The 12,787-nt window shown below is 40.5% G+C and carries 12 protein-coding genes; 3 read left to right on the top strand and 9 right to left on the bottom strand.

Annotated elements, in window-relative coordinates:
- Positions 1-1,026, bottom strand: a complete 1,026-nt coding sequence (locus tag CLV99_RS15575) for a hypothetical protein (protein ID WP_133585435.1) — start codon at positions 1,024-1,026, stop codon at positions 1-3.
- Positions 1,027-1,176: 150 nt separating this feature from the next.
- On the opposite strand from CLV99_RS15575, the gene CLV99_RS15570 reads away from it, so the two are divergent.
- The 3 genes from CLV99_RS15570 (at position 1,177) to CLV99_RS15560 (ending at position 3,890) form a co-directional block, all read left to right on the top strand.
- Complete coding sequence (locus CLV99_RS15570) at positions 1,177-1,977, top strand: glycosyltransferase family 2 protein (protein WP_133585434.1); 801 nt, start codon at positions 1,177-1,179, stop codon at positions 1,975-1,977.
- 3 nt (positions 1,978-1,980) lie between these two features.
- The gene (locus tag CLV99_RS15565; RefSeq protein ID WP_133585433.1) at positions 1,981-2,832 is read left to right on the top strand and encodes a glycosyltransferase family 2 protein; all 852 of its coding nucleotides are present in this window, start codon (positions 1,981-1,983) and stop codon (positions 2,830-2,832) included.
- A 116-nt stretch (positions 2,833-2,948) separates the two neighbouring features.
- Complete coding sequence (locus CLV99_RS15560) at positions 2,949-3,890, top strand: glycosyltransferase family 90 protein (RefSeq protein ID WP_246032782.1); 942 nt, start codon at positions 2,949-2,951, stop codon at positions 3,888-3,890.
- 5 nt (positions 3,891-3,895) lie between these two features.
- Here CLV99_RS15560 and CLV99_RS15555 read toward each other — a convergent pair whose 3' ends face one another.
- From CLV99_RS15555 to CLV99_RS15520, 8 genes are all read right to left on the bottom strand, one after another.
- The gene (locus CLV99_RS15555; RefSeq protein WP_133585432.1) at positions 3,896-5,008 is read right to left on the bottom strand and encodes a glycosyltransferase family 4 protein; all 1,113 of its coding nucleotides are present in this window, start codon (positions 5,006-5,008) and stop codon (positions 3,896-3,898) included.
- Positions 4,999-6,015 carry a glycosyltransferase family 9 protein gene (locus CLV99_RS15550; protein WP_133585431.1) on the bottom strand — a complete coding sequence of 339 codons (1,017 nt, stop codon included), beginning with the start codon at positions 6,013-6,015 and terminating at the stop codon, positions 4,999-5,001. Before CLV99_RS15550 ends, CLV99_RS15555 begins: the two co-directional genes overlap by 10 nt.
- A gap of 7 nt (positions 6,016-6,022) precedes the next feature.
- Positions 6,023-6,628 carry a DUF4254 domain-containing protein gene (locus CLV99_RS15545; protein ID WP_133585430.1) on the bottom strand — a complete coding sequence of 202 codons (606 nt, stop codon included), beginning with the start codon at positions 6,626-6,628 and terminating at the stop codon, positions 6,023-6,025.
- 107 nt (positions 6,629-6,735) lie between these two features.
- Positions 6,736-8,247, bottom strand: coding sequence for an NADH-quinone oxidoreductase subunit N (locus CLV99_RS15540; RefSeq protein ID WP_133585429.1), 1,512 nt, complete (start codon positions 8,245-8,247; stop codon positions 6,736-6,738).
- Between the two features lie 5 nt (positions 8,248-8,252).
- Entirely contained in the window at positions 8,253-9,857 is a 1,605-nt protein-coding gene (locus CLV99_RS15535) for a complex I subunit 4 family protein (protein ID WP_133585428.1), read from the bottom strand.
- A gap of 1 nt (position 9,858) precedes the next feature.
- The gene (locus CLV99_RS15530) at positions 9,859-11,943 is read right to left on the bottom strand and encodes an NADH-quinone oxidoreductase subunit 5 family protein (RefSeq protein WP_133585427.1); all 2,085 of its coding nucleotides are present in this window, start codon (positions 11,941-11,943) and stop codon (positions 9,859-9,861) included.
- Positions 11,943-12,248, bottom strand: a complete 306-nt coding sequence (gene nuoK, locus CLV99_RS15525; protein ID WP_133585426.1) for an NADH-quinone oxidoreductase subunit NuoK — start codon at positions 12,246-12,248, stop codon at positions 11,943-11,945. Before nuoK ends, CLV99_RS15530 begins: the two co-directional genes overlap by 1 nt.
- Complete coding sequence (locus tag CLV99_RS15520) at positions 12,245-12,787, bottom strand: NADH-quinone oxidoreductase subunit J family protein (RefSeq protein WP_133585425.1); 543 nt, start codon at positions 12,785-12,787, stop codon at positions 12,245-12,247. Before CLV99_RS15520 ends, nuoK begins: the two co-directional genes overlap by 4 nt.

Here is a 12,787-nt window from a genome sequence, read left to right as displayed (position 1 = left end):
TTATGGGTGCTCCTTATACGGAATTGTTATAGACGAGTATTCTCCAAGGTCAAGTACGTAGTTAATCCAGTTGGAAAAACCGTATTTGTTTTTAATTTCTTTAGGTATTTCTACAAAATCCGCTTTTAAGAAATCAATAATATTATTTTCGTTTTCGGTATCCCAGATGAAAATATTATTAGGGTGGTAAAAATCGTACTCACGTACTCCCTTATTTGTGGTAATTAGTTTCTTATTATAGTTTAATGCTTCGAAAACTCTAAATGAAAGACCAGCATGTACCGGAGCATGTATGTCAATTAGTAAGGATGCCTGCTCTACACGTTTTAAGTTTTCTTGGTAAGTCAATGGCCTTCCGATCTCTAACCCGGCATCTAATAGATTCTGATGTTGTTTGGGTTCGTTTGTGATAAAGTATAATTGTCGTTGTAGGTCTGTGTTAATAAATACTTTATTCAGTTTTTTCATCAGCTCAAGTCTATAGTCATCGTAACTAGCAATAAAATAAACTAATTTTTTATCAATGAAATCTATCTTTTTGGGGATAAAAAAATTTGTCAGCGGTAATAGCCCTTTTTTATATTTTAAGTCCTTCGCATCAAAAACAAAAAAGCGATCAAAGAGATTGATATATTCAAAAATATATGGGAAGCGCTGTAATCCATCCCATTGATATCCGACCATTTTGTCCACTTTATTTTTTATCTCGCTGACAAATTCAAAAGGGAATAAATCTGGACGAATAATGAAAGCATATGTAGCGTTTGGGACAGATTCTCGTTTACCTAACAGCAGTTTCTTACGCTCCGACATTTTTAATTTACGTTTGTATGAATAATCTCGAAATACAATTTTTCTGAATGTATTCTGCAACCGTTCATAGATGTTTTTATATCGATAACGCGAGTCTGCAACTGGATAATCATAGACAATAAAACCTTCCCGTTGGAGTGCTTGTTTTATAACGTCAGAGAAACCAAAGTCGGATGGAGCACAGAAAATAATTGTCTTAGGATCTTTAACCATGTATAAAATAATATTAGCTAGTAGGGGTGTTCAAACGAAAATGCCGCAGACAAATACGTGTATTAATTTTTTTAACAAAACTTATAGAACAAAGTTATCAAAAACTGTACTTAGTTTATTATTAATTGTAATTTTACGGTCAATATAAATATGAAGATAGGTTTAGTTATATCCACATACAATCGTGCTGATGCTTTGGAGGTATGTTTAAAAAGTGTTTTGAACCAAGTGGTACTGCCCGATGAAATTTTAATTGCAGATGATGGTTCAGGAACAGAGACAAGGCAGTTGATTGAAGATTATAAACGGTTGTTTAATGTGCCTTTGATTCACATTTGGCATGAGGATAATGGATTTGAATTGGCGAAGGTTAGGAACAAAGCTATTTCCTGTGCTACTTCCGATTATATCGTACAGATTGATGGGGATTTGATTTTGCATAAATATTTTATAAAAGATCATCAAAATTTTGCTAGGCCGAATTCTTTCGTCCGCGCTAGCCGTATTTACTTAGACGAAGAATTAACAAACCAAAAGCTAAAGGACAGAAGTATAGTGGTCAATCGTTTTAAAAGTAAGTTGTCCAATTTCTTCAGCGCCTTTAGAGTACCTGCTTTACAGGGGCTTCTAGCGACCAATTATAAAGTTAAAGGAGACGAGTTATGGGAGATTCACGGCTGTAATATGGCGTTTTGGAGACAAGATGCGATAGCTGTCAACGGCTATAACGAAGATTTTAAAGGGTGGGGACCTGAAGACAAAGAATTTGTTGCACGATTATTGAACAAAGGTGTTCAAAAGCGATTCTTAAAGTTCGGAGGTATCGTATTTCATCTGTGGCACGCAGTTAATGCTAAAGAAAACCTAGATGCTAATAATGTTATATTTAAGACTACAAAGGAATCCAAACTAACCTATTGTAAAAATGGGATAGATAAATACTTAGTATAGCGAATGAACACTGACTTAATTATTACAACATATAATAGACCGGATGCTTTAGAAGCCGTTCTTGTATCAGTAATGAATCAGACAGTATTACCTTGTCAGGTGATTGTTGCAGATGATGGTTCTGGTCCAGAAACTAAAACGTTAATCACTCGTTATCAAGAGATCTTTCCGGTTCCATTGGTTCATTCTTGGAGACCGGATGATGGATTTAGGGCTGCCGAAGCAAGAAACAGAGCGCTTTCCAAGGTGATTTCCAAATATGTTATTCTTATTGATGGCGATATGGTCCTTCATCGGTCTTTCATCAGTGACCATTTGAGACATGCCGAAAAGGGACGTTTTCTACAGGGGGGACGGGTGATGATGACAGAAGAGATGACAAAGTTAGTTTTGGCTGAACCGTCTCAGGAGTTTTCTCCCAAATTGATTTCATCGGGATTAGAGAGTCGTTTGGAAAAAAGATTGACTGCATTTAGGTCTAGAGTTTTAGCCTATTTTTTTAGTAAGGAATTGAAAAATAAGGATAAGGTACGTTCTTGTAATATGTCTTTCTTCTTCGATGACGCGCGCAAAGTGAACGGCTTTAACAATGATTTTGTAGGATGGGGCAGAGAGGATAGTGAGTTTGTAGAGCGATTGTTAAATTCTGGCGTTAGGGGCAAGTTGTTGCGGTTCGTTGCTATAGCCTATCATCTCTACCATTTTGAGGCGACAAGAGATTCCTTGCCTATCAATGATGCGATACTAAATAAGACAAAAACCAATAAGCTTATATATTGCAAGAATGGACTATCTGAATTTTTATGCTTACTGAGTATGTGTTTAGTCAATTTTGTTTTAAACATTGCCGTGTAGTTGCATTTGCTACCTTTTGCCTGTCCGTTATGATCAATGTTGCTTACCGAAAGAATCCGAAGTTCAAGACGTAAGGGCGTTTGTTTCATTTTGGCAACCGTAATTATTTTTTCATTATGAATTGGAAGCGTGTTTTACTGAAAAATAAGAACAATAAGCTTTTCTACTATGTAAAAGCAATATTCCGGTGGAAGACACCCTCGGTATTCTATCGAAATAGATTAAGGACTAGGTTGGATGAAAGACTTTCCGTTGCGTCAGACGCGATGCAATTCAGGGTCGATTATTACAACCGTCTTGATAAGAACACAGTCTTATCCAACGAAGCCATAGCTATTAAGGACTATAAGCTACCCAATAAAATAAGGGTTTATTTTTTCGACAGTATATGTTATTTAAAGTACTTTAATCCCCATTTCAGATTCAGGATTTTACCAGGAGACATTACCCATATTCCAGAGGAGCCTTGTATCGTCAAAAGTAGGCCTATAGCAGGGGATAATGCGAACTCCGTCATCCTAAAGCTGGATAAGAGCAGACACTTCAATTTCATTAAAGATGAGGTAGCTTTTAGTGATAAGAAAGACTTGCTTGTGGGTAGATCAGGTTTTAATCAATCCCATAGGGCACGTTTTTATACCTTATACAAGGAGCATCCATTGTGTGATTTAAAAAAGGCAACCCGAAAATCGGATGCCGGCTTTTTATCCATTGCAGCACATTTGAACTATAAATTCGTTCTCGCTTTGGAGGGGAACGACGTCGCTACCAATTTGAAATGGATTATGTCCTCCAATTCTATTGCCGTCATGCCACGCCCGACCTATGAAACCTGGTATATGGAAGGTACATTAATCCCCGATTACCATTATATCTGTATCGCAGATGATTTTTCTGATTTGGAAGAAAAACTAACCTACTATATTGAGTATCCTGAAGCAGCAGAAGAGATTATAAGGAATGCCCACCAGTATATCGAACAATTTAAAGATGAAAAAGTGGAGCGTCAGATATCTTTACGCGTTTTGGAAAAATACTTTCAGCTAACAAACCAATAGTTGTATTACACTATGTCGGTATATAGACTATTCCAGTTTTTTGCAATTTTGTCGTCATTAAATTGTTGTGCAAAGGCGAGTCCTTTGACAATCATTTCATCACGCATATTGGAACTATTTAATATTGATGATATTGCATATTGAATTTCTCCTATATCCTGAGGATTGATATAGTATGAAAACGGACCCCCGGCTTCTGGGAATACGCCCGAGTTGGTCGTTACCACGGGAGTACCCGAGTAGAGGGCTTCTATAATCGGAATTCCAAAACCTTCGTATAATGAAGGGTAAACAAAAACATCTGCCATTGCATAAATGACCGAAAGCTCCTCCATTGTGAATCCCTGCATTAGAAAAATCCTGTTTTCGAGGCCTTTTTCTACAATATAAGCTTTGATTTGTTTTGCATATTCCGTTGTCTTTCCAATAATTATCAACGGGATATCTAAGTTTTCTACCGCTTTAACAATCTGAAAGGCGTTTTTACGGGGCTCTATCGAACCTACATTTAATATAAATTGGTTCGGAAGGTTATACTTTTTGCGGAGATTCTCCTTTTGTACTTCTGTTTTTATTGTTTTAAACGCAGGATGACATCCTTGATAGATTACCTCGATTCTTTCTGCCGGAATACCATAAAACTCCATGATATCACGCTTCGTCTGTTCGCTTATTGCTACGACCTTATCAGCATTATTGACCGCGTATTTGAATTTTTTGTTATAGATGTATCGGTCGATACCTTTATAAAGCTTAGGGTATTTCAAAAAAATCAAGTCGTGCATTGTCACAACCGATTTGATATGGTTCTCTTTTAGACCCATTGGGATTTCACCGGAGAGCCCATGGAATATATCAATATTATCCCGCTTGAGGTCTTTAACAATGCCACTATTTCTCCAAAGGCTTGAGAAGATGTTGTTCAATCTCCCTTCTGGCAGTCTGGTTGTCTTTCTGAATTCTGCTGAATCCAACCATGCTCCACGAAGCTTTGGCGTATATTTGATATAATCGTTTTCTGGGCAGTATTGTTCGAGGATACGCACCAAGTCCCGGCTATAGTTGCCTAAGCCTGTTTGGTTCAAAAAATAACGTTTAGCATCAAATCCTATCCGCATATATTGGTGATATGGTCTATTATCATCTGCGAAGATACTAAATCTATGGCTTCGATACCGTCACAATCACAAGGTTTGTTGCCATAGACAGAACTGGGACGGTTAGGGTGTTCTACCTGTATGACATCCTCATATCGCTGCCCATATCCCAAAAAACCGGCAAACGGGTGTGTCGCCCCCCAGATGGATACGCATCGTGTACCTACCAATGAGGCCATATGCATACCGGAACTGTCCATGCTGATCATCAGATCTAGATTGGCGATGATATTGAGCTCCTCGCTTACGTTGAATTGGCCAATAAGACTTTTTACATTAGTATACTCGTCGGCCCATTTCTCGGCTATTGCCTTTTCTTGGGCGCCCCCTCCAAAAATATAGACGCTGTAGTCGAGCTGGGATAGACGGGCTATCACTTCGTTCATTTTAGATAGTGGCAATACCTTAAAGCTATGTTGTGCAAATGGGGCAATTCCAATACTCTTTTTTACCTTAGAAAAGTCTGCCGATAGTTCTTCCGGAAGCAATCTCTCTGTCTTTTTTAATGCATGACTTAGCTGGGCTTTAAAGCCAAGCGTACGGAGTACATCAGCATAGCGTTCCGTTGTTAGTTTTAGCTGACGTTTTACCTTATTATTGGGGCGTGTTAATGCTTTCTTTTCTGCGCGGCCTTTGTCCAAAGTACATATTGTCGTCCCCGATAGACGAAACAGGCTCCCTAATATTCGTGACCTGATATTGTTATGTAAGTCGGCAACAAAGTTTGGTTTGTATTTTTTTAATTCCGCGAATAGTTTAAAGAGTCCAAGCACACCTCGGTGTTTTCCGGAGGGGTCCATTGGATGAAATACCAATCGGGGAATATGTTCGAAAAATGCAGCGAATAGCTTTCTGGACACCATAATGATTTCGGTGTCCGTGTGCTGTTGCTGGAATTCGGAGAGTACTGAAGCGACCATAGCCACATCACCCATCGCAGAAAAACGAGTAACTATAATACGCTTCATCTAGGTTTTATTTCTGAGCTCCGTAAAGAACCGGATTTAATGAAGGGTCATTGTACATCTTCATCTGCTTGTATGCCTTCATGTATTTTTGCCCCGACGCTACATCTTCCAGCAGCTCATCGATGCTTTTTGATAAGTCTTTACGCTGTTCCAATAGGATGTCCAGTTTTTGCTGACAGGTGTCGATATGGTTTTTGTCAACATCTGTACGCAATGTTTCCTGCTCCATATGGTAGATTTTCAAGGCCAATATCGAGAGCCTATCAATTGCCCAAGCGGGACTTTCTGTATTGATACGTGCATCAGCCGCTGGCGTCACATCCGCGTATTTCGTTAGATAATAGCTATCTATATATTCAACCGTATCTGTACGCACTTGATTTTGCTTGTCGATCCGTCTTTTCCAATACAGTCCATCTTTAGGGTCGATATCTGGATTTCGTACGACATCTTCCATATGCCATTGGGCGGTATCTATCCAACATTTCAAATACAGTAGGTGTTCCAAAGAACTCCCTTCGTATGGATTTTCAATCGGATGGTCAATCTCATCCTGAACGTGATAATCATTGATTACACGTTGGAAAATAGCATTTGCAATTGCACTAATCATATTACAAACTTAGATAAAATGGTTTATATTCACCAATTAGGTGCATAAATTATATTACTCCGTATCTTTTTCCGATCGAGTGGCTCAGTCTCAGGCTTACTATACTTTTATTGAGAGAATAACCCTGACAATAAGTTCGGGAATAGCCCATAAAGAAGCATCGCTATTCCACACACCACTGCAATAAAATAGGCTACGGAGTTTATCGGTAGCGTACGTTCAGTAGATTCTCCTTTCCGCAAAAAAGCAAATAGGGGTATCTTGAAATAATAGAACAGTGATATCACCGAAGTGAGTGCTCCTGTTATTAAAAGTAGGAGAATCGGGATATCCTTTGTGTGCTGATAGAGGTCGAAGGTCGCTGTAAAGACCAAAAGCTTACCGATGAATCCTGCTGTAGGAGGGAGTCCAATTAATGCGATGCCGAGTAGGGTAAAAACAGTAAATAACACTGGGTTACTTTTCCCGAGACCGCTATACGCCACTAGCTCCGTTGAGCCAATGTTTTTCTCTAAAAACTGTATAATCGCAAATACGCCGATAGTCATTATGGCATAGACGCTCACGTAAAAGAGTAGTGTGGTATAGTCTGCGCTAGCACTGCTGATAATAGCCATCAGGAGAAATCCTGTATGTCCGATGGAGGAATAGGCCATCATACGTTTGGCATCCGATTGACGGAGTGCGATGAGATTCCCGACCAACATCGTTACGATGCCCACTACCGTGATGAAAAGCATGGTCAGTTCGCCAAAATAAAACAGAGTTGATGTCCAGGACTCGAACAGGCGTTGGAATAGTATCAGTGCCGCTACCTTCGGGACTGTCGAAAGAAAGGTTGTGATAGGTGTCGGTGCCCCTTGATATACATCTGGTGTCCAGAGGTGAAAAGGAACGAAGCCCAGTTTAAAACCAATTCCTACAAAGACAAATAAGATAGCGATACTGCTCATTACCTTTGGTGCAACTATCAGTCCTTGGATATGGGCAGTGCTGGTAAAATCGAGATTCCCCGTGAAACCATAAATTAGCGAAAGACCATAGAGCATGACTGCGGCACATACCGAGCCGAACAATACGTACTTCATCGTTGCCTCCGATTGAAGTTTGGCGGTTTCTACGTTTTTTTTGTTTTCCGAAAAATAGCCAACCAATATATAAGAACTTATCGAGAGCGTCTCTATCCCAATAAAGACCATAAGCCAGTTTGTGCTGATGGTCAATAGATTCATGCCTATTGTCGCTGCCAATAGGATACTGTAGATTTCTCCAAGATTTTTTATGCCATTATCTTTGGTATATTGCTGGATTAAAAGCAGAATAGGCAATAGTAGTCCAAGTATAATCAAGCGCGCATAGACCGATAGTGTATCTATCTGTAACATGCCAAAGAAGCCAGTCTGCGTTTGGCCTAACTGCGTATATACGTAATAGGCTGAAAGGACAATCCCCGCTATAGCAAAACTTAAAGAACCATGTTTCCATCGTTGGTCGATAAAGAGGCTCGCAAAGATACTTCCGATAAAAGCAGTTATCAAGATGAGCTCCGGCTTGAATACCGGTATAGAGACCATGATTTGGTCCAATAGTGTGCTAATCTGTGTCGTCAATCCTTCCATGTTTATTAAAAGTAAGGCGATAATAAAGAGACTAGATTCAGTACACTACTATTTAAAGTGTCAAATACCAACGAAGGCATGACACCGAGCAAGAGGGCTAGTGCCAATGTTGGGAACAAAACAATACGTTCTCTTATCGTGACGTCCTTTAGTGCAGTAAGCCATTCTTCGCCACCTTTTACACGAGTCTGTCCAAAGAACATCCGTTGTAGTGTCCATAAGAAATAAACTGCACTAAGTAATATACCTAATGAACCGGCTATAGCCATCCAGCGTGGAATACCGGTACCTACACTTTCAGCATTAAACGTACCTATGATTACAAAGGCTTCCCCAATAAAAGCGGAGAACCCGGGTAATCCCAACGAAGCAAAGAAGGCAACGGCCACGAAGCCCGTGTAAGCAGGCATTAGGCTCGCAAGTCCCCTAAAATTATAAATATAACGGTCGTGAACACGGTCGTAAATCACCCCTACCAAAAAGAACAACGCCGCAGAAAGGAATCCGTGGCTGATCATTTGAAATACAGCACCAGCCATACCTTCGGCCGTCATAGAGGCAAGTCCGAGTAGCACAAACCCCATATGGGATACGGAAGAATAAGCTATCAAGCGTTTTAAATCTGTTTGTGCCAAGGCATTCAATGCGCCATACAAAATGGATATAATCCCAATGAGTCCCAGCCACCAATTGGCATCGACCGTCATGTCGGGAAAGATACTATAACAAACTCTGATGATACCATATCCTCCAATTTTTAACAATATCCCTGCGAGGATGATAGACACTGGGGTCGGTGCCTCTACGTGTGCATCAGGCAGCCAGGTATGTAGTGGTACAATAGGGATTTTGATAGCAAATGCGATGAATAGGACTATAAAGCCGATCATACGTGCCGGAATTCCCAATACCTCATTGTAATTATTTAAGTAGGCAAAGAAAGAGCCATCCACATAGTTATCGGGATTCATCATGTGCAACATGTTGAACGTATGGGCCCCTGTTTCCGGATTGATGACTGAAAAGTAGAGACCTACAATAATCAGCAGCATGAATACCGAACCAAATAGCGTATAGATAAAGAATTTAATAGCTGCATATTCCCGGTTTGCGCCACCCCATATTCCTATGAGGAAGTAGAGCGGAAGGAGCATTACTTCGTAGAATATGTAGAATAAGAAGAAATCCAAAGCAGTGAATATCCCCATTACAGCCATATTGAGCAACATAATCAGCGCAAAATAACCTTTAGGACTTTTGCTGGTATTCCATGATGCACCTACAGCCATCAACATTACAAAGGCACATAACAGAAGTAGTGGGAGGGATACGCCATCCACACCAAGGAAATAATCAATCTCCAGTTGTCCTAGGCTACCAAGGCTTAGTCTTATCCATGGGATCTGCTCGACAAACTGATAACCCTCTACGGTGTTGATACCCGCTGCCGACTGATCAAACTGTAGGTAGAGTGATCCCGCGATAAAAAACTGGGTCAATGTAATGCCTAGCGCAATGTATCTGTAAGACTTTTGTAAGTTGGCAGGGAGCAACAATATCAGTAATGTGGCTGCCAAGGGCAAAAATATGAGTAATGATAGTAATCCCATGCTATCGCAATATCAAATAAAGTATTCCAATTAAAACAATAGTAAACGCAAATCCTAGGTAGTTTTGGATACGCCCATTCTGTACCCAGCGCAGGAGATGACCTAGGTAATAAGCCAGCCCCGCAATAGTATTAACAATACCGTCTACAATATGTTTGTCCCACCATGCAGCAACCCGACTTAGACCTATCGTGAGATTACGTATTGCCATTACAAAACCATCGACCAAATGTCTGTCTAATAGCGTTGCTATCTTGCTCAGGTATAAAGTGCCTTTGCTTGCCGAATTTACGAGACCTTCGACGATATATTTATCCAGCCAGACACTTGCTCTACTGATAATCAATGTCACCTTCACGATCGTGTTATTTATAAAATCATTTATGCCAAGCTGGTTGGTCTCTGCTTTGATCCAGCCGCTTTCTGCATTTAAAGGGTATTTGTTCAATACATACCATCTGTAGCCGATTATCCAGCTTATGAGAGCAGTTGCTGTTAGGGTCAGTGGTATAAAAAGGTGTAGACTGTGTATCTCCTTGAATGTGTAATTGACCGAAAATCCAGATAAAATACCCGCTTGATGGTAGGATATAGGATTTATCGAGAACACAAAAAACAGCGAGCAGATGGCTAGAAAATACATAGGATAAAGCATCTGTTTAGGTGCTTCATGTATGTTCGATTCTGCTGGCTCTGGTAGACGCGATTCTCCCATAAATGCTTTGAAAATCAGGCGTCCGATATAGAATGCTGTTATGATACTGACTAGAACGAGTAGAATAGGTACTATAAAGTATGCACCTCCTTTATGGAACGCCCATTCAAATGTAGCGATAACGATGGCATCTTTAGAAAGAAAACCCGAAGTGAGGGGGAATCCAGCTAATGCAAGAGAAGCAATGCTCATCAGTACAAAAGTTTTCGGCATATACTTACGCAACCCTCCCATATTGCGAAGGTCCTGCGGATCAAAATCCAGTCCTGCGATGGTCTTGGCGTGAGCGATTTCATGAATGACAGCTCCTGCACATAGAAAGAGGAGACATTTGAAAAAGGCATGCGTTGCCAGATGGAATAAAGCCGCATCCCAGGCACCAATACCTACTGCAGCCATCATATACCCCAGTTGAGATATGGTAGAAAAAGCGAGTACTCGTTTTATATCGTATTGTCCCGCCGCAAAATACGCTGCCAATGTAGCGGTAATCGTGCCTATAATCGTGATTAGGAGCAAAACAGTATCATTGAATAGAGGGAATATCGTACATAGTAAAAATACACCCGCTGCAACCATGGTAGCGGCATGGATGAGGGAGGATACTGATGTGGGACCTTCCATCGCGTCGGGCAACCAGATGTGTAGTGGGAATTGGGCCGATTTGGCCATGGCGCCCAGAAAGAAGCCCAAGCCAGCTAATGTCATCAGGCCAGAGTCCTTGTCAAATTCGGAATAGATTAACCCTTCTTTGCCGAATAGCTCAACAAGGTCTAAGGTGCCAAACGATGTGAAGACTGCAGCTATACCTATCAAGAAGCCTAAATCTCCGATACGATTAATCAAGAAAGCTTTTTTATTGGCCTGTACCGCGCTTTCTTTGGTAAACCAAAATCCGATTAATAGGTAAGACGCAAATCCTACAAGCTCCCAAAAAATATAAGAGACCAGTATGTTTTTAGAGATGCAAAGACCGAGCATGGCAAAACAAAATAGGCTGAGGTACATCCAGTAACGGTGTAGTCCGGGGTCGCCTTTCATGTATGCCCGAGAATAAATATGTACCGGCAATGCAACGATACATACGATAAAGAGCATCAGTACGGTTAAGTTATTAAGTAGTATGCCGATCGTAAATGTTTTTTCTCCGATACGGAACCAGTCGTAGGTACTGTGCATAGGGAGGTAGTTCCAGACCTCAGCAAAGACAAAGATACCCGACAGTAGCGTGCTTAGTGTAATAGCGATAAGCGATATATTGCCCGAGTTAGATTTCTTACCCCGTATAGCCTGTATTAAGAATGCCACAAAAGGCAGTAATACTACAAGTATACTGGCGTGAATTGGTGATATATTTAACAGCTCCTCCATTAGTCGCGCAAGTCGGTAATTTGGTCGGGATTAATTGTTTTATAATGACGGTACACATTGAGAATTATTGCTAGTCCTACAGCTACAGAAGCCGCCGCGAGTACAATAGCAAACAGGGCAAATACTTGGCCTGAATAGTTTATTTTGTCATAACGGCCAAAGGCTACAAAATTGAGTATGGCAGCATTAATCATCAGTTCGATACCAACCAGTATCATGATGGCATTTCTTTTGGCCAGTACGGTGTAGAGACCAATGGAAAAGATGCATGCACTGACCACTAGAAAATGGGTTAATGTAATCATTTCTGTTCCTCCTTTCTCGATAGGTGGGCTGCTCCTATTAATACCATGAGCAGAAATACCGAAATCACCTCAAAAGGGAGTATGTATTGTGTCATGAATTTTAGGCCCAGTTGCTGTATGTTATTATCGTGAGGCTGTATTACATTGCCCTGCTTGATATTCTGTACAATCCAATCAGGTGTTTGTTGCTGCCATTCGACCACCCCCCAAAGCAATACCCCAAAAAAGCCAAGAGCTAATAGCAGGGATTGCCAGTTCGGCATGGTTAGGAATCTGCCTGGAATATGTTGAAGCGCTTTTAGCAATTCCTTATTAGAGAGCATGAATGCGAATAACATTAATATTAAAACACCACCTACATAGACCATAATCTGCGTAATGGCTACGAAGTCTGCCAGAGCAAATATAAATAAGCCTGCCATAGCAAATAGCGTGACGAAAAATAAGAATAAGGCGCGTGCAGTGTTTTTTAGATTAACGACCAAAAGCGCAGAGCCAACAGCTAGAATAGCGAATGCGTAAAAGACAAGTTCTTCCAT

Source organism: Sphingobacterium yanglingense (genome assembly GCF_004363245.1).
GTDB classification, from domain to species: Bacteria; Bacteroidota; Bacteroidia; order Sphingobacteriales; family Sphingobacteriaceae; genus Sphingobacterium; species Sphingobacterium yanglingense.
Note: the sequence above shows the minus strand (reverse complement) of the source record. Positions and strands in the feature narration are given on the sequence as shown.

What these genes read in the sequence shown, in the direction of transcription:
- CLV99_RS15550 (WP_133585431.1), bottom strand. Translation starts at nt 6,015, where the DNA reads ATGAAGCGTATTATAGTTACTCGTTTTTCTGCGATGGGTGATGTGGCT.
- CLV99_RS15540 (WP_133585429.1), bottom strand. Translation starts at nt 8,247, where the DNA reads ATGGAAGGATTGACGACACAGATTAGCACACTATTGGACCAAATCATG.
- CLV99_RS15560 (WP_246032782.1), top strand. Translation starts at nt 2,949, where the DNA reads ATGAATTGGAAGCGTGTTTTACTGAAAAATAAGAACAATAAGCTTTTC.
- CLV99_RS15530 (WP_133585427.1), bottom strand. Translation starts at nt 11,943, where the DNA reads ATGGAGGAGCTGTTAAATATATCACCAATTCACGCCAGTATACTTGTA.
- CLV99_RS15565 (WP_133585433.1), top strand. Translation starts at nt 1,981, where the DNA reads ATGAACACTGACTTAATTATTACAACATATAATAGACCGGATGCTTTA.
- nuoK (WP_133585426.1), bottom strand. Translation starts at nt 12,248, where the DNA reads ATGATTACATTAACCCATTTTCTAGTGGTCAGTGCATGCATCTTTTCC.
- CLV99_RS15535 (WP_133585428.1), bottom strand. Translation starts at nt 9,857, where the DNA reads ATGGGATTACTATCATTACTCATATTTTTGCCCTTGGCAGCCACATTA.
- CLV99_RS15545 (WP_133585430.1), bottom strand. Translation starts at nt 6,628, where the DNA reads ATGATTAGTGCAATTGCAAATGCTATTTTCCAACGTGTAATCAATGAT.
- CLV99_RS15570 (WP_133585434.1), top strand. Translation starts at nt 1,177, where the DNA reads ATGAAGATAGGTTTAGTTATATCCACATACAATCGTGCTGATGCTTTG.
- CLV99_RS15555 (WP_133585432.1), bottom strand. Translation starts at nt 5,008, where the DNA reads ATGCGGATAGGATTTGATGCTAAACGTTATTTTTTGAACCAAACAGGC.
- CLV99_RS15575 (WP_133585435.1), bottom strand. Translation starts at nt 1,026, where the DNA reads ATGGTTAAAGATCCTAAGACAATTATTTTCTGTGCTCCATCCGACTTT.
- CLV99_RS15520 (WP_133585425.1), bottom strand. Translation starts at nt 12,787, where the DNA reads ATGGAAGAACTTGTCTTTTACGCATTCGCTATTCTAGCTGTTGGCTCT.